General features: G+C 61.6%; 23 protein-coding genes, 2 pseudogenes and 1 other annotated feature. Of the genes and pseudogenes, 7 read left to right on the top strand and 18 right to left on the bottom strand.

The genetic code is table 11. The features are described from left to right. The first annotated feature begins 94 nt into the window (after positions 1-94). On the top strand, positions 95-1,627 hold the full coding sequence (locus VAR608DRAFT_RS06580; RefSeq protein ID WP_088953327.1) for a CoA-acylating methylmalonate-semialdehyde dehydrogenase: 1,533 nt from the start codon (positions 95-97) through the stop codon (positions 1,625-1,627). A 59-nt stretch (positions 1,628-1,686) separates the two neighbouring features. Here VAR608DRAFT_RS06580 and VAR608DRAFT_RS06575 read toward each other — a convergent pair whose 3' ends face one another. The 17 genes and pseudogenes from VAR608DRAFT_RS06575 to VAR608DRAFT_RS06495 form a co-directional block, all read right to left on the bottom strand. Further along, positions 1,687-2,442 (bottom strand): sulfite exporter TauE/SafE family protein, encoded by a 756-nt coding sequence (locus VAR608DRAFT_RS06575; protein ID WP_088953326.1) that lies wholly within the window; start codon positions 2,440-2,442, stop codon positions 1,687-1,689. Positions 2,443-2,519: 77 nt separating this feature from the next. After that, entirely contained in the window at positions 2,520-3,518 is a 999-nt protein-coding gene (locus VAR608DRAFT_RS06570; protein ID WP_088953325.1) for a Bug family tripartite tricarboxylate transporter substrate binding protein, read from the bottom strand. A 116-nt stretch (positions 3,519-3,634) separates the two neighbouring features. Beyond that, on the bottom strand, positions 3,635-4,549 hold the full coding sequence (locus VAR608DRAFT_RS06565) for a LysR family transcriptional regulator (RefSeq protein WP_088953324.1): 915 nt from the start codon (positions 4,547-4,549) through the stop codon (positions 3,635-3,637). Between the two features lie 49 nt (positions 4,550-4,598). Beyond that, the gene (locus VAR608DRAFT_RS06560) at positions 4,599-5,432 is read right to left on the bottom strand and encodes an amidohydrolase family protein (protein WP_088953323.1); all 834 of its coding nucleotides are present in this window, start codon (positions 5,430-5,432) and stop codon (positions 4,599-4,601) included. 66 nt (positions 5,433-5,498) lie between these two features. Next, positions 5,499-6,179 carry a fumarate hydratase C-terminal domain-containing protein gene (locus VAR608DRAFT_RS06555; protein WP_088953322.1) on the bottom strand — a complete coding sequence of 227 codons (681 nt, stop codon included), beginning with the start codon at positions 6,177-6,179 and terminating at the stop codon, positions 5,499-5,501. Further along, positions 6,173-7,108, bottom strand: a complete 936-nt coding sequence (locus VAR608DRAFT_RS06550) for a fumarate hydratase (protein WP_088953321.1) — start codon at positions 7,106-7,108, stop codon at positions 6,173-6,175. Before VAR608DRAFT_RS06550 ends, VAR608DRAFT_RS06555 begins: the two co-directional genes overlap by 7 nt. 12 nt (positions 7,109-7,120) lie before the next feature. Continuing rightward, on the bottom strand, positions 7,121-8,860 hold the full coding sequence (locus VAR608DRAFT_RS06545) for an L-aspartate oxidase (RefSeq protein WP_088953320.1): 1,740 nt from the start codon (positions 8,858-8,860) through the stop codon (positions 7,121-7,123). 1 nt (position 8,861) lies between these two features. Beyond that, positions 8,862-9,206, bottom strand: a complete 345-nt coding sequence (locus tag VAR608DRAFT_RS06540) for a succinate dehydrogenase (protein WP_088953319.1) — start codon at positions 9,204-9,206, stop codon at positions 8,862-8,864. After that, entirely contained in the window at positions 9,203-9,538 is a 336-nt protein-coding gene (locus tag VAR608DRAFT_RS06535; protein WP_088953318.1) for a succinate dehydrogenase, read from the bottom strand. Before VAR608DRAFT_RS06535 ends, VAR608DRAFT_RS06540 begins: the two co-directional genes overlap by 4 nt. A gap of 1 nt (position 9,539) precedes the next feature. Continuing rightward, positions 9,540-10,274 (bottom strand): succinate dehydrogenase/fumarate reductase iron-sulfur subunit, encoded by a 735-nt coding sequence (locus VAR608DRAFT_RS06530; protein WP_088953317.1) that lies wholly within the window; start codon positions 10,272-10,274, stop codon positions 9,540-9,542. Positions 10,275-10,536: 262 nt separating this feature from the next. Next, positions 10,537-11,457, bottom strand: coding sequence for a LysR substrate-binding domain-containing protein (locus VAR608DRAFT_RS06525; RefSeq protein WP_088958649.1), 921 nt, complete (start codon positions 11,455-11,457; stop codon positions 10,537-10,539). 319 nt (positions 11,458-11,776) lie between these two features. Further along, entirely contained in the window at positions 11,777-12,439 is a 663-nt protein-coding gene (sorB, locus tag VAR608DRAFT_RS06520) for a SorB family sulfite dehydrogenase c-type cytochrome subunit (protein WP_088953316.1), read from the bottom strand. Positions 12,440-12,451: 12 nt separating this feature from the next. Further along, a complete protein-coding gene (locus VAR608DRAFT_RS06515) occupies positions 12,452-13,024 on the bottom strand; it encodes an Ig-like domain-containing protein (protein ID WP_088953315.1) in 573 nt (190 codons plus the stop codon). A 22-nt stretch (positions 13,025-13,046) separates the two neighbouring features. Further along, a protein-coding gene (locus VAR608DRAFT_RS06510) for an IS3 family transposase (RefSeq protein WP_088953314.1) occupies positions 13,047-14,248 on the bottom strand; the annotation gives its coding sequence in 2 pieces (ribosomal slippage) (positions 13,047-13,981 and positions 13,981-14,248; 1,203 coding nt in all). Positions 14,249-14,302: 54 nt separating this feature from the next. Next, positions 14,303-15,070: pseudogene (locus tag VAR608DRAFT_RS06505) on the bottom strand (molybdopterin-dependent oxidoreductase); the annotation flags it as partial. A 100-nt stretch (positions 15,071-15,170) separates the two neighbouring features. Further along, positions 15,171-16,025, bottom strand: a pseudogene (locus VAR608DRAFT_RS38470) (sulfurtransferase). 140 nt (positions 16,026-16,165) lie between these two features. Then, positions 16,166-17,221 (bottom strand): YeiH family protein, encoded by a 1,056-nt coding sequence (locus tag VAR608DRAFT_RS06495; RefSeq protein ID WP_088953312.1) that lies wholly within the window; start codon positions 17,219-17,221, stop codon positions 16,166-16,168. 83 nt (positions 17,222-17,304) lie between these two features. Here VAR608DRAFT_RS06495 and VAR608DRAFT_RS06490 point away from each other — a divergent pair, with 83 nt between their 5' ends. Next, the gene (locus VAR608DRAFT_RS06490; RefSeq protein WP_088953311.1) at positions 17,305-17,631 is read left to right on the top strand and encodes a hypothetical protein; all 327 of its coding nucleotides are present in this window, start codon (positions 17,305-17,307) and stop codon (positions 17,629-17,631) included. Positions 17,632-17,693: 62 nt separating this feature from the next. On the opposite strand, the gene VAR608DRAFT_RS06485 is transcribed toward VAR608DRAFT_RS06490, so the two are convergent. Next, positions 17,694-17,900 carry a hypothetical protein gene (locus VAR608DRAFT_RS06485; RefSeq protein WP_088953310.1) on the bottom strand — a complete coding sequence of 69 codons (207 nt, stop codon included), beginning with the start codon at positions 17,898-17,900 and terminating at the stop codon, positions 17,694-17,696. A gap of 96 nt (positions 17,901-17,996) precedes the next feature. Between VAR608DRAFT_RS06485 and VAR608DRAFT_RS06480 the strand changes: the two genes are divergently transcribed. The 5 genes from VAR608DRAFT_RS06480 (at position 17,997) to VAR608DRAFT_RS38225 (ending at position 23,200) form a co-directional block, all read left to right on the top strand. Continuing rightward, positions 17,997-19,255, top strand: a protein-coding gene (locus tag VAR608DRAFT_RS06480) for an IS3 family transposase (RefSeq protein ID WP_443082920.1) whose coding sequence is annotated in 2 segments (ribosomal slippage) — positions 17,997-18,279 and positions 18,279-19,255 — 1,260 coding nt in all. Because the reading frame shifts where the segments join, the coding sequence is not laid out codon by codon here. Further along, positions 18,275-18,391 (top strand) — a sequence feature (AL1L pseudoknot). Its footprint overlaps the gene before it by 117 nt. Positions 19,256-20,738: 1,483 nt before the next feature. After that, positions 20,739-20,954 (top strand): hypothetical protein, encoded by a 216-nt coding sequence (locus VAR608DRAFT_RS36800; protein ID WP_157730682.1) that lies wholly within the window; start codon positions 20,739-20,741, stop codon positions 20,952-20,954. Positions 20,955-21,742: 788 nt separating this feature from the next. Then, the gene (locus VAR608DRAFT_RS36795) at positions 21,743-21,916 is read left to right on the top strand and encodes a hypothetical protein (protein ID WP_157730680.1); all 174 of its coding nucleotides are present in this window, start codon (positions 21,743-21,745) and stop codon (positions 21,914-21,916) included. Between the two features lie 102 nt (positions 21,917-22,018). Continuing rightward, complete coding sequence (locus VAR608DRAFT_RS06465; RefSeq protein ID WP_088953306.1) at positions 22,019-22,765, top strand: hypothetical protein; 747 nt, start codon at positions 22,019-22,021, stop codon at positions 22,763-22,765. A 306-nt stretch (positions 22,766-23,071) separates the two neighbouring features. Beyond that, positions 23,072-23,200 carry a hypothetical protein gene (locus tag VAR608DRAFT_RS38225; RefSeq protein ID WP_269458537.1) on the top strand — a complete coding sequence of 43 codons (129 nt, stop codon included), beginning with the start codon at positions 23,072-23,074 and terminating at the stop codon, positions 23,198-23,200. Positions 23,201-23,276: the final 76 nt, after the last annotated feature.

Genomic DNA, 23,276 nt, shown 5'->3' with positions numbered 1-23,276 from the left:
TATCCTGAACACTGAATCTGAGCATCTCGTCTCGACGTGGCCCGGCAAAGCGGCGATATTTCCTTCGACACTTCAGCAACCTTCGGAGAGACATATGACCGCTCGAGAGCCATTTACCGATACACAAGATGCCTGCCACTTCATTCAAGGCAAAGTGACGCCGGGAACGGGAATGGGGCGCCAGCCGATCTTCAATCCGGCCACGGGGGAAGTCTCGCGTCACGTTGTCTTGGCCAGCGTCGACGACGTTGGCGCTGCAGTCGCTTCCGCTCAAGCAGCCTTTCCAAAGTGGGCTGACACGCCGCCGATCCGGCGTGCGCGGGTGATGTTCAAATTCCTGGAGCTGCTCAACCAGCACCGTGACGAACTGGCTCACATGATCACTGCCGAGCACGGCAAGGTGTTTACGGATGCACAGGGCGAAGTTGCCCGTGGCATCGACATCGTGGAGTTCGCCTGCGGCATTCCGCAACTGCTCAAGGGCGACCACACCGACCAGGTCTCCACAGGCATCGACAACTGGACGCTGCGCCAGCCGCTCGGCGTGGTGGCGGGCATCACGCCGTTCAACTTCCCGGTCATGGTGCCGATGTGGATGTTCCCGGTGGCGATCGCGGCGGGCAACTGCTTCGTGCTGAAACCGAGCCCGACCGATCCGAGCCCGTCGCTGCGCATCGCCGAGCTGCTCAAGGAAGCGGGGCTGCCCGACGGCGTGTTCAACGTGGTGCAGGGCGACAAGGAAGCGGTCGATGCGCTGCTCGAACACCCGGACGTCAGGGCGATCTCCTTCGTCGGCTCGACGCCGATCGCCAACTACATCTACGAGACCGGCGCGCGCCACGGCAAGCGCGTGCAGGCGCTCGGCGGTGCCAAGAACCACATGGTGGTGATGCCCGATGCGGACATCGAGCAGGCGGTGGATGCGCTGATCGGCGCCGGCTACGGCTCGGCCGGCGAGCGCTGCATGGCAATCAGCGTGGCGTTGCTCGTTGGCGATGTGGCCGACAGGCTGCTGCCCAGGTTGGTCGAGCGCACCAAGGCGCTGAAGGTGCTCGATGGCGAGAACCTCGCGGCCGAGATGGGTCCGATCGTCACTCGAGCGGCGCACCAGCGCATCACTGGCTACATCGAGCAGGGTGTGCAGGAGGGCGCCAAACTGCTGGTCGACGGCCGTTCGTTCGATGCAAGTGCTGCCGGTCCCGATTGCGGCGAAGGCTTCTGGATGGGTGGCACCCTGTTCGATCATGTCTCGCCGGACATGCGCATCTACAAGGAAGAGATCTTCGGCCCTGTCCTCGCTTGCGTGCGCGTGCACGATCTGGCACAGGCGGTGGACCTGATCAATGCGCACGAGTTTGGCAATGGCGTGGCCTGCTTTACTCGCGACGGCAACGTGGCGCGTGAATTCTCGCGCCGCATCCAGGTGGGCATGGTGGGCATCAACGTGCCGATCCCGGTACCGATGGCCTGGCATGGCTTCGGCGGCTGGAAGAAATCGCTCTTCGGCGACATGCATGCCTACGGCGAGGAAGGCGTTCGCTTCTACACCAAGCAGAAGTCGGTGATGCAGCGCTGGCCAGAGAGCATCGGCAAGGGGGCCGAGTTCGTGATGCCGACTGCGAAATAGTCCAGGCTGCGGGGCGAGGTCGGCTTGCCCGGTCGCCTCGTCCAAAGGGGCCTCACGGGTCATATTGTGGCAACCAGTCCACGATAGATGGCACCGAGGCCGGCGACAGACAAGAGCAGCAAGACCAGGCGCTTCAAGAAGATGGCCGAAAATCTGGTCCTGGCCCGCGAACCGACGAAAAGGCCAAGCAGGGACATTGGGAGGAGGACGATGGCCAATTCGAGGATCGAATCCTTGCCGTAGAGGCCTGCGGCTCCGAACGCTACAGCCCGGCTGATTCCACTCAGAAGGATTACGACCGCGATCGTCGCTCGAAAGCGATTCACGTCGGACAACCGCCTGGATAGATAGATGGTGTAGATCGGGCCACCAGTGCCAAAAAGCGCGCTGAAGACGCCGCCGGCCATCCCGAAGGGCAACGACCACGACTTGGGAATCTGGACATTTTTCGTCGAGTTGTCGACTACCAAGTTGCGGACGCTAACGCCTAGCACGAAGACGCCAAATCCAACCAAGGGCCACCTCGGCCCTACGTTGTGAAGCAGGACCACCCCTATTGCGATGCCGATGAGCATGGAAGGAAGAAGGCACTTCAGCTCGAGTTTGGCGACGCTACTCCAGTTCTTTCCGCCAACCAATGCTGTGGTAACAAGGTCGAAGAGGACTACGAGCGGCACCGCGACCTGGAGGGGGACGACCTGTACCAGCATCGGCATAGCCACCATCGCCGCACCGAACCCCGTCATGCCAAACACGGCGTACGCGACGAATATGATGGGCGCCGAGATGGCGAGAAGTTCAGGTGAGGGTGACATCGCTCTATCGCATTCGAAAAGAAAAGGACCGGGCTGCGCTCCCACGCACCCGGCCAATCAAAGGGAGTGCTGAAGTTCTAGTTGGCCGAGAGCTTCTTCTTCTCGACAAGCAATTTCCACTTGCTCGCTTCGCTGGCAATTTCCACCTTTAGAGGCTCCGGCGGAACGACGGCTGCCGACATTCCTTGGTCGGCCAGGTAGCGCTTCATCCCGGGCTCGTTGACTGCGGCTTTCACTTCAGCAATCAGACGATCGATGGCTGGCTTCGGCGTCCCGGCGGGCGCGACGAGAGCGAACCACGCCATGTATTCGAAGCCAGGAACACCGTCCTCAGCCGTTGTGGGAACGTTCGGAAGCAGCGGACTGCGCTCCTTCCCCGTCACCGAAAGCGCGCGAAGGCGGCCACCCTTGAGAAGCGGCGACATGGCATTGATGTTGGCGACAGCCAACTGAACCGTGCCGCCCATCAGATCCGCATAGGCGGGCCCTTCGCCCTTGTAAGGCACGTGCAGCAATTCCAGGCCTGCGGCGTCTGCCAAAGATTCGCCTGCCATGTGCGTCTGGCTGCCTACCCCGGCGGAAGCGAAGCTGACCTTTGCCGGGCGTTCCTTGATGTAGGCGATAAGCTCTTTTGTGTTCTTCACCGGGAGGTCAGAGTTCACCGTCACCACCATCGGTCCGCTGGCCACCTTGCTGATGAGAGCGAAGTTGTTCAAGGTGTAGCCCGGCTTGGCATAGATGAACTGATTGACCGTGAACATGCTTCCCGACGCGAGCAGCAGCGTGTAGCCATCGGGTGGCGACATGGCAACCTGTTGGGCGCCGAGATTGCCGCCTGCGCCAGGCCTGTTGTCTACGATCACGTTTTGCTTCAAGCTCTTGGTCAGCTCGAAGGCAAGCGCACGCCCGAGTGAATCAGTGGCGCCGCCCGCCGCAAAGGGAACCACCATCCGAATCGTCTTGTCCGCCGGCCAGTCGGCCAAAGCGGTCCCGGCAAATAGCGGGCCGCCAAGCAGTGCGCATGCGAGATGCAGAGCCCGGCGACGTGTTGGCTTTGATCTGAGCGAGATTCTCATCGTTAGTCTCCTTAGGTGATTGACTTGGTTGCTTGCGACGGGCTACCTACGAGCGGGCAATGGTTCGCCCTCAAGCCCATAGGCTCGATTCAGTGCGTGAAAAGTGGGAGGTGGCTTTAGAGGGTGGCCAAGGCGGAGCCGACCCTTCGCACCAACTCGTCAGGACCGGTGGTGACGGCCTGCAGCGCTTCCAGAAGTAGCTGGCACAGATGTGATCTCGGATTCTCCTTCGGAACCAGCATTCCCAATCGACGAGTCACCGTCGGATTTCCAAAGGGAATCACCCGAACTGTGGGCGGGAATTCGTTCCTCACCCCACGGGCTGGAACGACGGATGCGCCGAGGCCATTTGCGACCATGGCGATAACACCTTCGAGGTTGTCAATCTCCATGGTCGAGCGAACCGTGATCTGTCGGCGCATGATCTCCTCTTGGACAATATTGCCCACGCGGGCCGATCGATTGAACCGGACGTACGGTGTGCTCTCCAGCACCTCCTGGTCGCTAGACCCTTTGACGGACTTGTGGGCGATGACAACGAGCGCCTCTTCGACAAAGGGGAGAAAGTCGAGGCCACTTCTTGGAAGCTCCGGTTCGGTCACCAAGGCCACATCAAGCTGACGGTGGTAGACAGCCCTCTCCAGGTCGTGCGTCAGGCCAGTCGTCACGTGCACTTCAAGCCCATGGCCCTGTCGCTGCAGGTGGTGCAGCGCCAACGGCAATACCCCGGAGGCCACGGTGTGAACGCTCCCGAGTTTCAGCAGCCCGACGGACGTGCCCTTCTTGAGCGATGCGCTCATGCTCTCCCAATGAGAGATCAGGTCGCGTGCGCGGTGGACCAGCGCGAGACCTGCATCGGTCAGGACTGGTGGTCGACGGCTACGGTCGAAGATGGTCATCTCGAGTTCTTCCTCGAGGGCGCGCATCTGCATGCTTACCGCGGACAGCGAGAGGCCAATATTGTTCCCCGCTTCCGCGAAGCTCCCTCGATCCGCGATCGCAATCAAGGTGTACAGCGTCTTGATGTCCATGCGGCAAGTCCCTTCTTTGAAGTTGGCTCTGCGCGCCCGTGAGAGGTTGCTAAATGCCCAGCAGGCGGCGCGCATTGCCACCCATGACCTTGCGCAGATTTTCCTCCTTGATGGGGAGCGTCTCGAACCACTCCTTGTAGCCAAGGACAGGGCAAAAGGGGAAGGAACTGGCGTACAGCATGCGATCGGACAGGAAGCTGTCGGCTGCCTTGACGTACTCTTCCCAGCCGGGCATGCGCGAGAAGTACATGTCGGGGGAGAGCCAGAGATTGGGTCGACGGAAGCCCAGGTGCAGGATCTCGTTGACCCAGGGCCACCCGCCGTGCGCGACGACGACGTTCAGATGGGGGAAGTCGGTGAGAACGCGGTCCGTTCGGATCGGGTCGGAGTAGCTGAGGTCCGGGCCCGCAGTACCCCCCACCATCATGATGACGGGAACACCGATGTCCTCGCAGTGGCCATAGACGGGGTAAAGCCGACGGTCATCGGCGTACATCGGAACCGGGTATGAGCCCGGCTCGATGTTGATCAGCTTGAAGCCATCTTTCGCTGCCTGGTTGATGGTCTGGCAGGCTTGGCGGCGATTCGTCGGGTCGATGGATGCCGCACCGATGAACCGCTCAGGATGGTCCGTGACGAGGCGCCTGACATCGTCGTTTGACACGCTGCCGAGCACGCCGGCGAGACGGCCGACCACGACGCCGCGGTCGATCCTGGCTTCGTCCATCTCCTTGAGCAGCAGCTCCATGGACTGCTTCTGAGCAGCCTGGGATGGCTCGAATCCCACGGTGCGCGTGAACCCGTCGCGGCGTTCGCCTGCCGAGTACATGAGCGTGTTGAGGAAGCCGCCAACCGGCGGGCGCAGACGGAAGTCGATGATCATGACGTTGGCCCTATGAATGGAAACGAATCGAAGGCGGGCGGTCAGTGGGGCCCGCGTCACCGGTGACTACATCACCTCGTCCTTACGGTTGTCCGTTTCGCCGTAGCGATGGAGAGCTGGCGGCTTCAGACCGGCGTACAGAGCCTCGATCCCCGCATTGATCGTCTCGGCGTGCTGCGCGAACAGCGAGTTCCCCTCCAGGTCGCTTTCCACAATGAAGGGACCGAAGTTCTCCACTTCGAACAGCCACATGGCTTGGGCGATGCCCAGCTCATCCAGCCAGTGGACCTCGCGGACGCGCTTGATACCGCGGCCGAGCAAAGCGCCGGTGCCATAACCGACTGTCGTCAGATAGATGGCTCCGCCGGGCGCGAGGACCTTCTTGTAGTCATCTGCAGGCATGCCTCCCTTACCGATCAGAATGCTGCATCCCGTCTGCTCGAGCCAGCGAGGGATCCATTTCGAGAATCGGAAAGATGCCGTTGCAGTCACGGCGCCGACGTTGTAACCCCCATGCCCGTCTGGAGCTGCGGCCGGTGAGCAGTGAAAATTGACGTTGCTGATCGACTTTAAATCGACCGGCAGCTCCAAGCCCTCGTCCAGGACCTTCTTGTAGATGCCTTCGCGCGCGGTGTAGACCACGCCATTCAGATAGACCGCAGAGCCCAGTTCAAGCTTCGCGATGTCTTCCCGCTTCGCCGGCAGGTCGAGGTGGAAGACCTTGATGTCGTCGTTGCTGTCTACCATTCGACTGTCTCCCGACGGTGATAGGGGGTGAACCATTCGGGATCGGTTCGGTACTCGATCTCGCCGCTGGCATGGATGCGTGCAGTAGCGCGCCGCGATGAAAGACAGAAGGTGTGGATGCTGATGGGCATGCCGCCGGTGTGCGTGTAGCCGCACTCGATGTGGCAGTCCACGACCATGCCGGATCCGACAAAGCCCATCGCGCCCATGCCGATAGAGTTTCCGAGCTTCATCAACTCGAGCTCGAGCTCGGCGACCTTCGGGTCGGGATTTCGGTCCCCGACAGTGCGCAGGCAGGCCGCCTGCTTGCCCAACTGCATGCAGGTGTCCTTGGACCCGCCCAACCCGATCCCGACGATCGCGGGTTGGCAGGCCAAGCCACGCTTACCGAAGGCGATCAGCGTGTCCAGGACGAAACGCTTGATACCGTCGATGCCATCCCCAGGGAACAGCATGCGGTAGTCCGTCCCGAAGAGACCGCCCTTGTGGACAGTGGTGATGTCGATCCAGTCAGCATCCGGCTCAAAAGACCACTCGACTTCCGGCGCATTGAGGCCGACGTTGTTGTTGTGATCCGTGCGCCACAGCGGATGCACGCGATTGGGTCGGAGGGGAATGGTGACCGTTCCTTCAGCCGTCGCGTGCCGAAGCGCTCGCTCCACCGCGACGAATCCCGATTCGATGGACGCGTTGTTGCCGACCTTGACGTAGTAGCGCGGCAAGCCCGTATCCGCGCACATGGGCCGCCGGTCCTGGTCTGCCGCTTCCCAGTTGTCGACCATTGCGTGGATGACGAACCGTGGCAGCTTGCCGGTCTCCTTCTTCTGCAGTTCCTGAATTCCCTTTTTGTAGTCAGGAGGAATCTCGATTGCAGCGCGCCGCATGATCTCCAACGCGGCTTCTTCAACTTTCTGGATTGGAATCTTCATCTGGGTATGCCCTCAGGTTTGGGGTGTGCCTGCTTCGCCGGTGATGAGCGACTCACCGGGCTTCACGATGTCAAAGGAAACGGGAACCATCTCGAGCTGCACGTCGTCGTTCTGGGCGCTCACACGCGTGTAGCAGCTGGTGTGCAGGTCGCCGGGCTCGGGAAAGTCCTCGCGGAAATGGGCGCCGCGACTGTTCTCGCGCGCAAGTGCGGAGATGGTGATGACCTTGGAAATGTCGACGAGGCTTTGGAGGTTCAACCAGTCGTGCCAGGTCACGTTGTATCGACGGTCACCATCCGCGACGCCCATCCCTGATAGCGCGGAGCGGTGAGTGGCGACCGACTGCAGTCCACGCTCCATCGCTTCCCGCGTGCGCAACACGCCAACGTCGTCCCACATCGTTTGAGCCAACGCGTCCCGCAGCTCATGGATACGACCCGCGGGCTTCGAGAAGGGGTACTCGGCACGCTCAATGCCACTTGCGATCACTCGCTTGTCCGGGTCGCGCCACTTGCCGCTCTTTGCGACGTAGGCGGCCATCGAGTCACCTGCGATGCCGCCAAACACGGTCGAGTTCGCGACGCCATTGCCGCCCAGGCGATTGGCCCCGTGCAGGCCGCCGCAATCTTCCCCGGCGGCGAACAGCCCGGGGGATGCGGTTGAGCCATCGACGTTGAATTCCACGCCGCCCATCAGGTAGTGCGCGGTCGGCACCACCTCGACCTTGCCGCCGGCCAGGTCAAAGCCGCAGTCCTTGCAGCGATTGACCATCCCCGGAAATGTCTTGGCAACCTTCTCAGGCCCCAGATGGCTCATTTGGATGTACACGCCACCCATCGGCCCCGTGCGCTTGGCGCGCATCTCGGCATAGATGCCCCGGCTGACAACGTCGCGGGTCGCTCGCTCGCCGCGCTTGTCATAGTTGGTCATGAAGCGGTCGCCATTGCCGTTGAGCAGATAGCCACCTGCGCCGCGCAGTCCCTCCTCGAGGACGGTGCCTGTCATGCGTGTATCCGGTCCCCCGAGAAGTCCCGTCGGATGGAACTGCACCATTTCCATGTCGCGCAGCTTCAGGCCGTAGCGCAACGCCATCGCAAGGCCGTCGCAGGTCTTGTCGCCGGATGGGGTGTGATAGCGGTACATCGTGGGGCCAGCGCCCGTGGCAAGGAGCACCGCTTTTGCCTGCACCAATCGATAGGTCCCGGCCCGCATGTCGATGAACAGGACACCGGCGATCCCCGAGCCGTCGGCAGCCGGGATGAGTTCGATGGCGCGATGCTCCTCAAGCTCCTCAACGTCCAGTGCCCGCACCTGCTCCATCAGGCGATTGATGATCTCGATACCGGTCAGGTCGGCCTTGTGAACGGTTCGGTCGAAGCTCTGGCCGGCAAAGGCTTTCGAGTGGAGCGATCCGTCGGGATTGCGGTCGAAAAAGCAGCCGATCTCGTTTTCAAGTTCGCGTACGCGCTCGATGGCTCCTTCCACGAGGCGCCAAGCGAGGTCCTGGCGCGGCAGCCACTTGCCGCCCTCGATCGTGTCCATGAAGTGCCGCTCGACTGAATCCCCAGACGACAGTGCGACGTTGTAGCCACCCTGAACCATGCGAGTGCAGCCGCATTTGCCCAGCAGTCCTTTGACCGTGACCGTCACGCGCAGGGACGGATTTGCCTTCTTGGCATGCAGCGCTGCGAACAGGCCGGCGCCGCCGGTTCCCAACACCAGGATGTCGGTCTTGTAAGTGTCGAAGTTCATTTCAGATCACCCCCGCGATGAACACAAAGCCAAACGCCATCGATGCCGCGAATCCCCAGCCGATCCAGGCTAGGCGAGCGTCGCGGGTAGAGCTCCAGGGAAGCAGTTCAAGTGCGAGCAGACGCAGTCCGAAGAACATGTGCAGGCTCAGCAGCGAGACAAGACCCCATTCGCCGAACTTCATCGCAGGCATCTCTGCAAGCTTCAGGAAGCGGTCGAGCCTGGCTGCATCGAGGGCCATGCCGAGCACGCAGAAGTGGGCGGGCAAGAAGAGTGCAAGTGCCAGGCCCGAGAGGCGGTGACCCAGGAACGCCCAGTACGCTTGGTGGCTGCGAGCGGTTTTCATTGAATCAGTCCTCCCACCGCCGCGACGGCGCGAAGGCCCAGGTAGAGCAACCCGATGCCAAACGCGAGGCTCACTGCGGACGCTGCGCTTCGTCCAAGGCGCAGCCATTCGATCAGGATGTTGCGGATGCCAATTGGAACGTGAACGGCCACGCTGATTGCAAAGAGGCCGTAGAACGCGATCCACACCCAACTGCCTTGCGTGCGAGAGAGGAGCGCGCTGGCGGTCAATCCGCTGTGAACGGCGTAGATGATGAGCCCCACATGCGTGAAGACGAATGGCGCAATGACCATCGCCGTGAGGCGCTGAAGGGCGAAGAGACGCGCTTCCATGTCAGTCTCGCTTGAGGAAGCTGAGGAGCGCACTTCGCTTCAACCCCGCGATGCTCCCGGTTGGGCTCAGACTGACCGGGCAGTGCTTCATGCAACTGCCTTGCGTATGACATGAGTTGCAGCCGCTTCCCGAGGTCGCTTTGTGCAGAACATCCTTCGGGTCAGCGTGCCGTTCGTCGTTGTAGAGGGTCCATGCCCGATTGAGCGCTGCCGGCCCGAGGTACTCCTTGTCCCAGGACACGACGTCGCAAGCCGCGTAGCAAACGCCGCAGTTGATGCACTCGATTGCTGCATCTGCCAGCTTGCGCTTCTTGCTCTGCGGCGACACCGTCGCCGGCGGGTCGCTTCGGGTTGCCGTGCCAACGAAGGTGTTGCCGGCTTTTCTCCACTTCTGGAAGAACTCGCGCATGTCGACCACGAGGTCCTTGATTCGCGGCATGTTGCGAAGCGGCTCGATGACGATGACTCCGTCCTCTTCTACGCCGCTCACGTGGGTCCGACAGGTCCAACGGGGCTTGCCGTTGACCGTCATTGCGCAGGAGCCGCATACGCCAACGCGGCATGCAAATCGATACGAGAGTTTCGGTTCTTGGGTGCGCTGGACTTCTGTGACGACGTCCAGGACGGTCTGGTTTTCGCGCCAGGGAACGGAGTAGGTTGAGAAGGAACCGTCATCGGCTCCTCGCGAGATTCGAACTGTGAGTTGTCTCTGCTTCGTGGGGTTATCGGTATCCATTTCTGCCTCGCTTCAGCGACGAATCGCCATGGAGGAATTCTAGAAATCCCAATTTTCTGAAGCAATATTAAATAGATTGATATTTTTTGAAGTTATTTTTTCCTACCTAGAGGGGGCAGCCGCAGCAGAGCCTCTTGCTTGCTTGGGAAGTTCAAATTCCTTTGAGTTGCACGGTCCTCTGTGTGTGCTCCGAAGGTCCTGTGCCGCTCGAGATTGATTGCCTCGATACCTGGTCCACTGCGGGCTTGTGGGATAGTTTTTTTCAGTGGGTGCGGCAGACCGACATGCAGTGCTCGACAAAGGCTTCGGACGTGGGGCCCATTCGCTTGGCGGCGTGTGTGACGATGGACAGCCTCCGCTGGGAACGTGGCAGCGCGGTATTCAGCACGGTCAGTTCCCCGGCTTTGGCCAGGCGAGCTACGGCATGACGGGGCAGGCACGCGAGCGTGTCGCAGGACGCGACCAGTGTCGCGATCGCCTGCGGCGTGCCGAGTTCAAAGTCGATGGAGATCGATCCCAGACGCTCGATGAGCCATCGCTCTGCCGCCTCGCGGGTGCCGGAACCTACCTCGCGCAGCGCCCAACTTGCGCGTTTGAGTTGTTCGATCGAGGCCTGCTGTGTTGCCAGGGGATGACCTGTGCGTGCGACCACAACCATCTCGTCGGTAAGCCAGGTTTGCGCCGTGATGCCGTTGCGGGTTTGCAGGCCTTCGACAAAGCCAATGTCGGCCTCCAGGTTCGTGATCGCGTCCAGGACTCCGCTCGTGTTCATCACGAGCATCTTGACCGGGCTACCTGGGCGCTTGGCGTGCCACCGACCCAACAAATCGGGCAGGATGTGCTCCCCGATGGTCATGCTGGCGGCGATGGAAAGCGGCGCGTCGGAATGGTCGTCGAGCATGCATTCCAGCTCAGCCGCCTGCTCCAACAAGGAGCAAGCCACCGGCAGCAGCCTCAGACCGTGCTCGTTGAGGATTAGACGGCGCCCCATCCTGTCGAACAGGGAGCGACCGATCGTTGCTTCGAGTTCTGCCAGTGCACTGCTCGCCGCCGACTGTGAGCGTGCCACCGTGTCTGCGGCGGCACGCGTGGAGCGTTCCTTGGCAACGGCGACGAAGACCTCGAGCTGGCGAAGTGTGACGCGCAGGCGCCTCGACCCGATGCTGGCGGAGATGTCGTTCATGGCGGCTTGTACCAGCCCGCGCGCGGCGGATTGGGCATCTGATCGTGCCTCGCGCGCGGTGCCCATCACAGCGCCTTGGTTAAGAAATTGTAGAATTCATACAATTCAACTTCAATTGAAGTTTGTCTCAATCATGGAGATGGGATACCCAACAGGGCCGCGGCCCGACGTTGCGGCAACTCGAATTGCTCTTGACGCTTGTGTCTTCGGACGGCATTGCGAGCGCTGTTGCGCGCCTGGGGCTGACTTCGGCCACCAGCCACGCACTCAAAGTGCTCGAGGACGCTGTTAGTACTGCTACCGGAATCTCCCCTGACGCTCATTGCTTCATGACGAATGCGGCAAGTTCCTTGATTTGCGTATCCGTTAGTTGCGCGAAGGGCGGCATTGGCGCCGTGCCCCATTTGCCAGAGCTGCCGCCTTTGATGCTGGCCGCAATCTTCGACAATCCTGCCGGGTCGGCCTTGTACTTGTTCGCGACGTCGTGATACGCCGGTCCGACGATCTTCTGTGCCACGGCGTGGCATCCGAGACATGCATTCGCGTTGAGTAGTGCTTGTACGTCGATCGCAGCGGTCGACGCTGGCCGATCAGGCATCGGCGCCGAGGCTTCCGCAGTGAGTGCGCGGTCGGCGGCGGTCACGCTATTGGCGTCACCGTAGGTCGCGGCGAGGTAGACGCCCAGGACTTTCACTTCCACGTCGCTGATCGGAGCGCCGTACAAGTGTTGCATCTTGGTCATCTCGGCCGTCCACTGAGCGACAGTCATGCCCGGTGGCTGATAGGCGATGTAGTCGGCCGAGTGGCACATCGCGCACTTTTGCTGCGCGACAACGTAGCCGGGGAGGCTCGATGGCTTCAACTTCACGGTCTCGGCGGGGAGTTGAATTGGCTTGGCCGGCGCCGCTGACACTGCCGCGGCGGCCATTGCCGCCAATGCGGCGAGCGCGAATGCGAACGAGGATGCGCGACTTTGATTCATTGCAGGCGCCCTTCAGCCAATCATCACGGTCGTGGACTCGATCACATGCCGCCTATAGCCGGCCGGATTCCAGTCAGCGATTGCCGGTTGCCCCTCGCCATTCCGGTTCGTGGCGCGCACCATCAGTACCGCCTTCCCCTTGCGTGCGAATGTCACCATTGCCTTCCATTCGCGAAACGAGAAGCGCCCGAGGTCTTTCCCGAGGACGGCCTCGCGCCATTGAAGGCCCCCATCGACTGATACCTCCACCTTCCTGATACCGGCACCGGCATCAAAGGCGATGCCTTTCAGCTCCACAGACCGTCCAGCCGGAAGCGTGCCGCCGTTGGCCACGCTGGTAATGAAGCTGCGTACGGCCAACGTCGAAATAGGTCGCGTCTTCGCTGCCACTGTGCCCGGGGCGACGCATTGGCAGTCGTTGTCCGGCACGCGATAGGCCGTTGTCATGAAGGCAGCATCGTGACCAGTGAATGCATGGTCAAGAACTTCAATTGGACTTGACCCTGTTGCGCGGATGGGTTGGGGCTTGATTCTCAAGTCGGATTGATTGGCTGCGAAGACTTGTCCACCGGCGGCGTGGCGCATGCCACGCAGACGCCGACGGTGGTCAAGTCGTGTTCGAGGCGAGGCGGTCTACTTGGATTGCGTCGTGGTGGTTCCTTTCAAACGTCGCCGGCGAGATCTGTCCGAGTGCGCTGTGACGCCGGCGCGGGTTGTACCAGCCCTCGATGTAGGTGAACAGTGCCAGCCGTGCCTCGGTCTTGGACTGCCAACTGCGCCGGTCAATCAGTTCGCATTCGAGCGTGGCGAAGAAGCTTTCGGCCATCGCGTTGTCGTAAGCATCGCCGACGGTGCCCATCGACGGGCGCACGCCCATCTTCTTGCACCGTTCGCCGAAGGCGATGCTGGTGTACTGGCTGCCTTGGTCGCTGGGGTGGATCACGCCGTGGGCCTTGCGCTGTTGCAGCGCCATGTTCAGCGCCGCAAGCACCAGATCGGCGGTCATCTGCTCACCGATGGCCCAGCCCACGATGCGTCGGCTCCATACGTCCAGCACGATGGCCAGGAAGATGAAGCCCGCCCAGGTGGGCACGTAGGTCATGTCTGCGACCCACAGCTTGTTGGGTCCACCGGCAATGAACTCGCGCTTGACCAGATCGGGTGCCGGGCGTTGTCGCTCGTCGCGCCGCGTGGTCACGACGAAGCCGCGGCGTCGACTGACGCCTCGAATCGCATTGACACGCATCAGCCGAGCCACGCGCTTTCTGCTGATGCGTGTCCCTTGGTCGATCAGTTCGGCGCGCACGCGTGGCATGCCGTAGGTGGCGTCGGATTCGGCGTGGATGACCTGGATTCGCTCCACCAGCACCGCGTCGTCGATCAAGCGCCTCGACGGCGGTCGATCTCGCCACGCGTAGTAGCCACTCGCGGAAACCTTGAGCACGCGGCACATCGTATGCACTGGAACCTTGGCCTGGTTCGCACTCACGAGTTCGTAGACCCGATGGATGTCTTCTCGCCTTTGCCGGCGAACCAGGCCGTAGCCTTTGCCAAAATATCCCGCTCAAGCTTGAGTTGTCGGTTCTCTCGGCGCAACCGCACGAGTTCCTCGCGCTCGGCGCTGCTCAAGACGTCCTTGCCGCGTGCGGGCTTGCCACTGTCGGCGGCCGCTTGCGCCACCCAAGTCGAGATGCTCTGGGCAGTGCAGCCGAACTCACGCGCGAGCTGCGAGGGCGTTCGGCCAGCTTGGACCAGCTCGACCATCTGACGGCGGAATTCCGCCGGGTACGGAGGCTTCGATGCAGGCATATCGGACTCCTTCTTCCGTAAGGATCGGGTGTCCGCGAAATCGGGTCAACTTCAAATCTCTGATAAATGCTTGACCCAGTATGTCCCGAAGTAGCCCGGTACGACCAGCTTGAGCGGATAGCCGTTGAGGAGGGGGAGGTCCTTGCCGTTCATCGCCCATGCCAGCATCGGCTCGCCGTTCAACGCGTGCTCGATGTCGAGTGCCTTGCGAAAATCGGGCGTGCTAGGCAGAACAGGGGTGTCCAGGCCGTTGAAGACTACCTGCAGGGCACCCGCCCCAACACCGGCCTTCTGAAGAACAGCTTTCAGTGGGACGCCGGTCCAACGCGCATTGCCCATCGCACCGTTTGCCAGCTGTGCTCCGAAGACGCGCGGCGAAGAGAAGCCGCGGCTGTTGCCGGAACACTGGTTCACCGCGACCACGTCTACAGGCTCGCCGATTGCCTTCAGGTCGGTCAGAGAGAGGCTAAGGGGTGTGCTGACCACGCCTTTCACGCTCAATCGATATGTTGCTGTATCGACCGCCAGCGGGATATTCGCAAGGTGGTAGCGCACGAAGAACGCGTCGTTTGGAGTGAGCGGTCCCTCGTTGAACACCTCGAAGGGGGTCTCCAGGTGAGGAGGGCGGGTATGCACCCGGATCAGCGGTCGCTTGCCTGGGTACTTGACAAGAGGGCGCGGGCCATCGGCGAAGGTCACTCCTTCACCCGTGTCCAGCGCCAGTGCGCCAAGTGGCGAAGCGGCAAGAGCAAATAGACCGGCGCTGCGGACAACTCGGCGTCTTTGCGGGTCGAAATTTTCGTGGTAGTTGGAAGGGCTCATAGTGATCTCTCCTGAATTGCGAGACTGGATCTTCAGAGTGATGAGCGCTTAGCGCCCAGGTCCTACGCGGGTTTCACGCGACGCTGAAGTCGCCGCAACGCTAGTCTTCGTCGACCGCAATAGGAAAATTCGGCTTCGAGCACCATTCACTCCACGATCCCACATACATCGCCGATCCGGAAAGTCCCACCAGTTCCATTGCCAAGCGGTTGTGGCATGAAGTGACCCCGGAGCCGCATTGGTGGATGATGTCTTCCGGTCTGCGTCCCTCCAGCAGCCGGTCGAACTCGCCGCGAAGGTCGGCTGCATCGCGGAACGTCCCATCACCCTTCAGGTTGTCGCGATAGGGCCTGTTCTTCGCCCCGGGGATGTGGCCGGCGACGGCGTCCAACGTTTCATTGCGTCCGAGAAATCTGTCCCGTGCTCGTGCATCGAGAAGAAGGGCCCTTTGGGTTTCAAGGTTGGCGCGAACGTCCTCATAGTCTGCGACGCGTTCCAAGCTCGCGCGGGCGGAGAAGCTTCCTGGTGTCCGGTCGCGAGGCTCGCCGATCTCGAGCGGCAGGCCCGAATGCCGCCATTGGCGCCATCCCCCATCTAGGACGCGGACAGCGGCGTGCCCAGCCCACCGGAGGGTTCACCACAGACGTGCCGCATACCGACCGTCTACGTTGTCATAGACCACGATCGGCGCGTCGTCGTTCGCGCCAAGTGCGCACATAGCGGTCACGAAGTCGGCCAGGGCCGGCAACGGATGCCTACCGTTGAGCCCCGTCCTCGGGCCTGACAAGTCGTTCTCTAGATGGATGTATGCCGCGCCAGGAATATGGCCAAGCTGAAAGGCGCTCCAGCCCGCGATCGAGTCGGCAAGATCAAAGCTACAGTCGATGACCACTACCGACGATGGGCTGCGCGTGAGAAGCACGGATAGGTCGTCGCAAGAGATCAAGGGTGACATGTCGTTCCTTCAGACGTTGTGCGAATGCCAATTTGTTGTGATCACTGTGAAGTCAGCCTCCTCCGCAGACACGGTCTTATCCGGCAGGACGCGTTTCCCACGGGCAACAGGATGCGGCGAGGCAAGCCGCTACCTGGTCGCTACTTCATCATCAGCGCGCAGCCGAGGACGAACACGGCGAGCCAAAGGGTCTCGGCAACCAGCAGCATCATGGGCTGCCACCCAGCGCGCGCCAGCTGCATGAAGGAGGTTTTCATGCCCAACGCGGAGATGGCAACCACCAGGCACGCGCGCGAGACGAAGTTCAGGGAGTCTTGGACTGGCTGTGCGATGAATCCCAACGAGTTCACCGCCACCATCGCGATGAAGAGCCATAGGAACCATGGCACGAGTGGCTGTCGGCCCGTCCCCGAAGTCTCCGAGGTCGACTCGCTTGCAGTCTTGGATCGCTTGAACGCCGCGGACACGGCGACGACGACGACGGTCAACATCGCGACGCGGAAAAGCTTGACGACGGTGGCGACATCGCCGGTGTGTTGGTCGATTGTGTAGCCGGCTCCGACAACCTGCGCCACATCGTGAATTGTCCCACCCAGAAAGAGACCGGCGAGTTCCGGCGGCAGATGGAGCAGCTTCGCGATCAGCGGATAGACAACCATGGCAATAGTGGACAGAACCGTCACCGTGACCACGACCATCAATGTGAACCGATCGCTCTCCTTGTCTCGCGGTAGAACAGCGGAGATTGCAAGGGCGGCCGATGCTCCGCAGATCGCGACGGCCCCTCCGGACAGAACGGATTGAGGCTTTGTCATACCCAACCGGCGCCCGAACACCAACGCCATTCCGATTGTTGACGTCACTCCAAGGATCACGACCGCGGCCGTGGTCCACCCGAGACCTGCGATCTGTGCCGCAGTAATCCGCGCTCCGAGCAGTCCGACACCCAGGCGCAGCAACGTGCGAGAGCAGAATTCGATGCCTGACCTACTTTTGGCTTCGCCGCTCAGATGATGCAGCGCGACGCCGAAGAACAAGGCGTAGAGCAGTTGCGGTCCCCCATGCATCGTGGAGACAAACGTCGCTGCCATGGCCAAGAGCGCGGACAAACTGAACCCCGGCCATAGCCGCGACAGATGGCCGGCACCGCTGCCGAAGCGCGCGACAAGGCTTGTAGCAGAAGAGGTATCAGACATCCCACGGGATCGTAGAAAGGTCTCGCCAATCTGAAAAACGCGAAATATCTATTCGGACGAACCGAAAAATCGATCATTGGTCCATGTGGGCAGCCGTGTGCCAGCCAGGCCTCTATACCTACAGCATCGGCATGATCGACCAACCGATGTTCATGTGCGAGGATGACTTCGACTCCGGCGAGGACTGCCTGCGGGATGCTGGCAACTTGCGCGGCAAGTACTTCGACGGCGTAAGGATTTGCCATGCCGGCAATGCGCTCGGTCTGATTGCTGTGAAGCGCCTCAGGAACGAGCCGGCGCACCTGTTCGATGAACCGATGGACGCCGTGCTCGCGGGCTGCCACACGCGAAAAGGAAGCCAATCGCTTCGCGGGCAGTCAGATGAAGCCGCTGGATCCCAGGCCGGATGATCGGGGCGCATAAGACCGACACTACTGTGCGCTGCAGGCCGAGCTGTCGCGCGCCTACTTGCTTACTTGGCCTGTGCATCCCGATGTTGTTGCCAAACCGCCGAAGTAACGTCCTCCCACGACGTGATCGAGTTCACCGCAGCCCATTGTTGCCAGACATACTCCGCATCCAGATTGCTGCCCGGTCGGCCTTTGAGGAGATAGATCCGGCCGGTTCCCGTCTTGATCTGGAGCGTCCGAACATCGACTTCGCGCACCACTGAGCTCACACGTCCCTCCTTGTTCTCAACGCAATAGCCCACGAGGTGACGGTCTGAACCGCCCCGAATTTTGAGGAGGCTCCTTCGATTGAGAATGGAGCCAAGATGAGGAAGTCCCCGAAGTTTTCCCCCGAAGTTATGGAGCGCGCGGTGCGCATGGTCTTCGACGCCAAGGACCAGTACCCGTCGCAGTGGTCGGCGATCGAATCGATCGCCGGCAAGATCGGCTGCACGTCCGAGACGCTGCGGCGCTGGGTGCGCCAAGGCGAGCGAGACAGCGGTGTGCGCGCCGGTGCGACGACGCTCGAGCAAGAGCGCATCAAGGATCTGGAGCGCGAGGTGCGCGAGCTGCGCAAGACCAACGAGATACTGAAGCTGGCCAGCGCATATTTCGCCCAGGCGGAGCTCGACCGCCATCACAAGAAATGAATGCCTTCATCGACGAGCATCGCGCTCGCCTCGGGGTCGAGTCGATCTGCCGCGCATTGCAGGTTGCCCCATCGGCATACCGGCGCCACGCGGCGCGCCGGCGCGACCCGGCCCTGCTGTCGGCGCGCGCCCGGCGCGATGCGATCCTGCTGCCACAGGTGCAGCGTGTGTACGAGCAGAACCTGCGGGTCTACGGCGCCGACAAGATCTGGCGCCAACTCGGGCGTGAGGGCACACGCGTCGCGCGCTGCACCGTGGAGCGGCTGATGCGGCTGCTCGGCCTGCAGGGCGCGCGCCGCGGCAGGTCGGTACGCACGACCGTGCCCGATGCCAAGGCAGTATGCCCGCTGGATCGTGTGAATCGGCAGTTCAAGGCGCAGCGTCCGAACGAGCTCTGGGTGGCGGACTTCACCTACGTCTCGACCTGGCAGGGCTTCGTCTACGTGGCCTTCGTCATCGATGTCTTCGCGAGGCGTATCGTCGGCTGGCGAGTCAGCAGCTCGATGCAGACAGACTTCGTGCTCGACGCGCTCGAACAAGCGCTGTACGCCCGCCGCCCAGAGCGTGATGCAGCCCTGGTACACCACAGCGACCGCGGTTCCCAGTACGTGTCGATCCGCTACAGCGAGCGGCTGGCCGAGGCGGGCATCGAGCCCTCGGTGGGCAGCACCGGCGACAGCTACGACAACGCCCTGGCCGAGACCATCAACGGGCTGTACAAGGCCGAGATCATCCATCGGCGCGGACCGTGGAAGACGCGCGAGGCGGTCGAACTGGCGACGCTGGAGTGGGTCTCGTGGTTCAACCACCACCGCCTGCTGGAGCCCATCGGCTACATCCCGCCGGCCGAAGCCGAAGCCAATTACTGGCGTGAGCAGGCTCGCTCGATGACCCCAGGCAAGCCCACGCAGCAAGCTACGCTGCAGGAGGGTTGAACCATGAGTACATGGCCCAACCGGGGGCCTCCGGCGGCCCCTGCGGGGGGCTGAATGAAGGAGAATCCAAACAGCCAACACCCCCACACTTCAGTCAGACCACTCCGGTCTGACTCAAGCCAACAGGCCTCCTCGAAAGCCGGTACGGGTCAGTCGCCGTCGGGAAGCTGGAGCACCTGCCAACTCCTCAAGGTCAGGCTACGTTGCTCTTGAACGGGCCGTGTGCGCCAAACGGGCATGTAGGAGTCCTCAGGGGCTGCTGTGGGGGCATTCAGCCTAGCGCACTTGAAAGATCCGACACTGGGTGATTGCGTGCTACTAGCTGCCTCCAAGGCGATCCCGTGCTGTGCCCTGTGCGAATGAACCTATCGTCGGTGTACCAGTTGCCACTTCGGATGCATCTCTGCGCCTCATGTGACGCAGGAGGAATGGGGTGATTCCAGATTTGCTAGACATGTTTCTTTCACCATCATCGGCGGACGATGACCGGCGATGATGCGTTTCTGAATCACTGATGTCGTGACAGCCACGAAAGACTTGATTGAACTCGCCGAACTTGCTCTCGTCGGGGCGCGAGAGGTCGAAGCAGGTCTCATCCTCGACGAAGCCGAGTTTCCTCCCGCCGTCCGAGGACCCGGGATGTAGGAGACCTTGCCATGCCGGGCGTGACTTCAATCTCCCAAAGCACGTGGCAGGAGGCCGAGCTCGCGCGCAAGTTCCCTCGGCAATGCCAGTGTCAACGATGCGCCACCTCCGACAAGTGTCTCCAGCTGAAGGTATACGCCGACAAGGTCGAGGTAGACCATTGGCTCCGGGCCGCCGCCTTCGGCGACCCAGGAGTCGACCACATCTTCGTAAAGATGGAACCAAGCGCGACCTCCAGCTGATTGACTGGACCTAATGCTCATTTTTGTGCTCAACTTTGCGCTCTCCGGACGTAGGCTATCGGAAATTGCTGGGGTGACGCCGATCATTACTCGCACAAATCCATTGAGGCTGGGCGCCCAGGTGCTCTTGCCAGAGGTCAGCAGTGACGTCTGTCCAGCATGTCGCGGAGTTCACCGCAGCCCAATGTCGCCAAACATATTCGGCGTCGAGGTTCCCACGAGGTGACGGTCGCCGTCGGGAAGCTGGAGCACCTGCCAACTCCTCAAGGTCGGGCTACCTTGCTCTTGAACGGGCCGTGTTCGCCAAACGGGCATTTCTGTCGAGATCCTTTCAGACGATTGCTGCCGGGACAATCAGGGTAACGCGCTCGAATGATCCGACACTGAGTGATTGCGTGCTACTTACTGCGTCCAAGGCGATCCCGTGCTGCTCCCGATGAGAATGAACTATCGGTCCCCAATTGCCGCCTCGGGTGCATCTCAGCGTCTCGTGCGACGCAGCAGAAACGGTGCATTTCCCGATTTGCTGGACACGGTTTTTCCTCCATCATCGGCGGACGATGACCGGCGATGATGCATTTCTAGGGGAGAACTGAGTGACAACCCCGCCACCAAGACGCCACCTGTTTGGCATGCGTCTCTCCGAGGCGGCCTCTATTGATGTGGCGGGAGATACGCCAGAACATGAGCAAGACTTGATTGAACTTGCCGAACTCGCTCTCGCCGGGCTGCAAGAGGTCGAAGCAGGTCTCATCCTCGACGAAGCCGAGCTCGATGCAGAACTGGGCATTCATCCTGCACCAAAAAAATGATGAAAAACGGCCCTCTTCGCATGCCTACCAACGGTGGCGTTGACATGTATCGCCGATCGCTGTCTGAGGAGACAGTAGAGCCGCGCCGCGGGGCAGGGGACCGAAATCACCTAGGACGCCTGTCGCCAGAACCTCCAGATTGACCGCCGCATCTTTGCCTGCGGAGGCTCCAGCGATGCCGCTACGGTGGTCGTCCCATTCCCGAAACGGCGGCGCACCTCGCGCTCGTGCTCATGAGCCGGGCCACGCGCATCCGCATGACCTCGCAGCGCTAGGAGTCGTAACTGGTGGGCGCGATCCAAGAGGTCTTCGTCTGAGAGGGTGGCGGGTTCGGTCATCATCGTCTCAGGATTTTGCCTCGGATGGTGCGGTATGCCGAAGCCGCCCAGAGCTACACGTCCGACCGAGGGCCCGGCCGCTCGTCCGACTTCAGGCCCAGCAGACTTCATCATGCATTGCGCGCCGAGGTGCGCCCGGCTGCTTCGTTGCCACAAGTTGCACGGGAGGCCTGCATCCAGCTTTGGGCGAGAAGGTGATGGCAGCTGTGGAAGATTCGGTGCCTACGGGCTATCTCGAAGCAGATGCAAAAGGGCTGAGCGGTGAGCGAGGGCATCATCGCCGGTCATCGCCGCCGATGATGCGAAGGAGACCTCATCCTTTAAATCGGAAATCACAGCATTGCTACTACTCGCCGGGCGAGGCGCGGATGCGTCTGAAGCAGGGGCCCGGATGCAAGCGACGGCCTCGCGACTGTCATGCTGCAAGCGGCCCAACGAAGAGGCTGACCAATGATGCGCATCTGGAGCTTCTTCAGCAAGAAGGCCGCCTGCGGCATCGGCGCGGCTGAGGTCCTTCGCTCGACGGTTCCCTTCCAAGACGAACGATCCGCAATGGCCGTTGCCTGCCAGCGCTGCAAACGGGGCGATCAACTTGCATCGCCTTCGCTGTTCTGCTTTAGCTAAAACGTATCGGGCAGGGCGCTTTGCTTCCGGTTGCTTTACTCAGAGTGAGCCACCTGTTCGTTGGCCAACGACATCCGGCTCGCGCCAACCTTGAGGACAGAAATGAAGACCAAACAGACCAAGAGCAAGCAGAAGCACATCAAGACCACGAAGCACATGAACCGGTGGCGGCGCGATTTCGCGACCGAACTTCCGGCCATCCCTCAGGGCGCATTCGTTCCGGCTTCAGACTGCACGAGCGACGATGGCTCCCATCGTTCTAAGACCAGCCTGGTACTCAGGGGAGACTTTGACGCCAGCCGCTTCGACATCTCGACCCCCGACCTGCCCGGAAAAATCGAGGTCGGCTGGGACCTTGTCGGCCGCGCAGTGACCCTGGTGTTTCGTGTACAGCGAGGTGCGGACATGCTGTGCTGGTACGCGAACCCTGCCGACCCGCATATCTGGGAGGCGCTCGACATCTGGGGTGCGGAAGGGCGCCTGACTCTCAGTTTTCGGTTGCCCGACGGGGGGCCGGAGGCGCTCTTCGGCACGAGCTATGAGCTGCACCAGAAGCTGCAGGAGATTCGTTTTCCCTCGGCGTTCCCGAAGGAGGCGAGGGCCACGCTCACAGCCGCCTACCTTGAGAACGTGTGCCCGGCGATTGTCAGCGGGGAAATTAAACGCAAGACCAGGAGCATCGTCCCGGAGTACCCGCGTCTCAGGAATGTGCAGGCATGCATCGTTCAGACGGAGGAAACCGGCGGCGTTGTGGTCAACATGGTCGACGAAAAGCCCGGGGAGAGCTTCCTGGATGCGGTTCTGAGGCGAGGTGTGGAACTCGCAGTCCCTGCCGGTACGCGCCACTGAGGACCGGTGAACTAGACTGATTTGTCGCGGCCTATGGGCCGCGACTTCCTTTGCGCACGGGTAGCAGGAACGTCACCTGCCAACGGCTGGCGTCGGCATGCGTCGGCCGCTCGCTCGCCGCCTCAGGGGGCAGCAGACCCGCGCTGCATCCGGCAGGGGACGGAATCATGATGAAACCCGTTGCGTCTAGGACGCCTGTCGCCAGAATCTCCAGACGGACCGCTTCTTTGCCGGCAGGGGCTCCAGCGACGCTGCAGTGGTGGCCGTCCCACTCCCGAAACGGCGGCGCACCTCGCGCTCGTGCTCATGAGCCGGACCACGCGCATCCGCATGACCTCGCAGCGCCAGGAGGCGCAATTGGTGGGCGCGATCCAAGAGGTCTTCGTCGGAGAGTTCGGCTGGCTGGGTCATCATGGCCCCTGGATTCTGCCTTGAATGCGAAGTTCGGGACCATTCGGCTTCCGTGCCACGTGTCATCCAGCGCTGCGCGACAAATCTGCGAACGTAACGT

Source organism: Variovorax sp. HW608, from assembly GCF_900090195.1.
Classification (GTDB): domain Bacteria; phylum Pseudomonadota; class Gammaproteobacteria; order Burkholderiales; family Burkholderiaceae_C; genus Variovorax.
The sequence above is the reverse complement of the archived record's forward strand: the minus strand, read 5'-3'. Positions and strand labels throughout refer to the sequence as shown.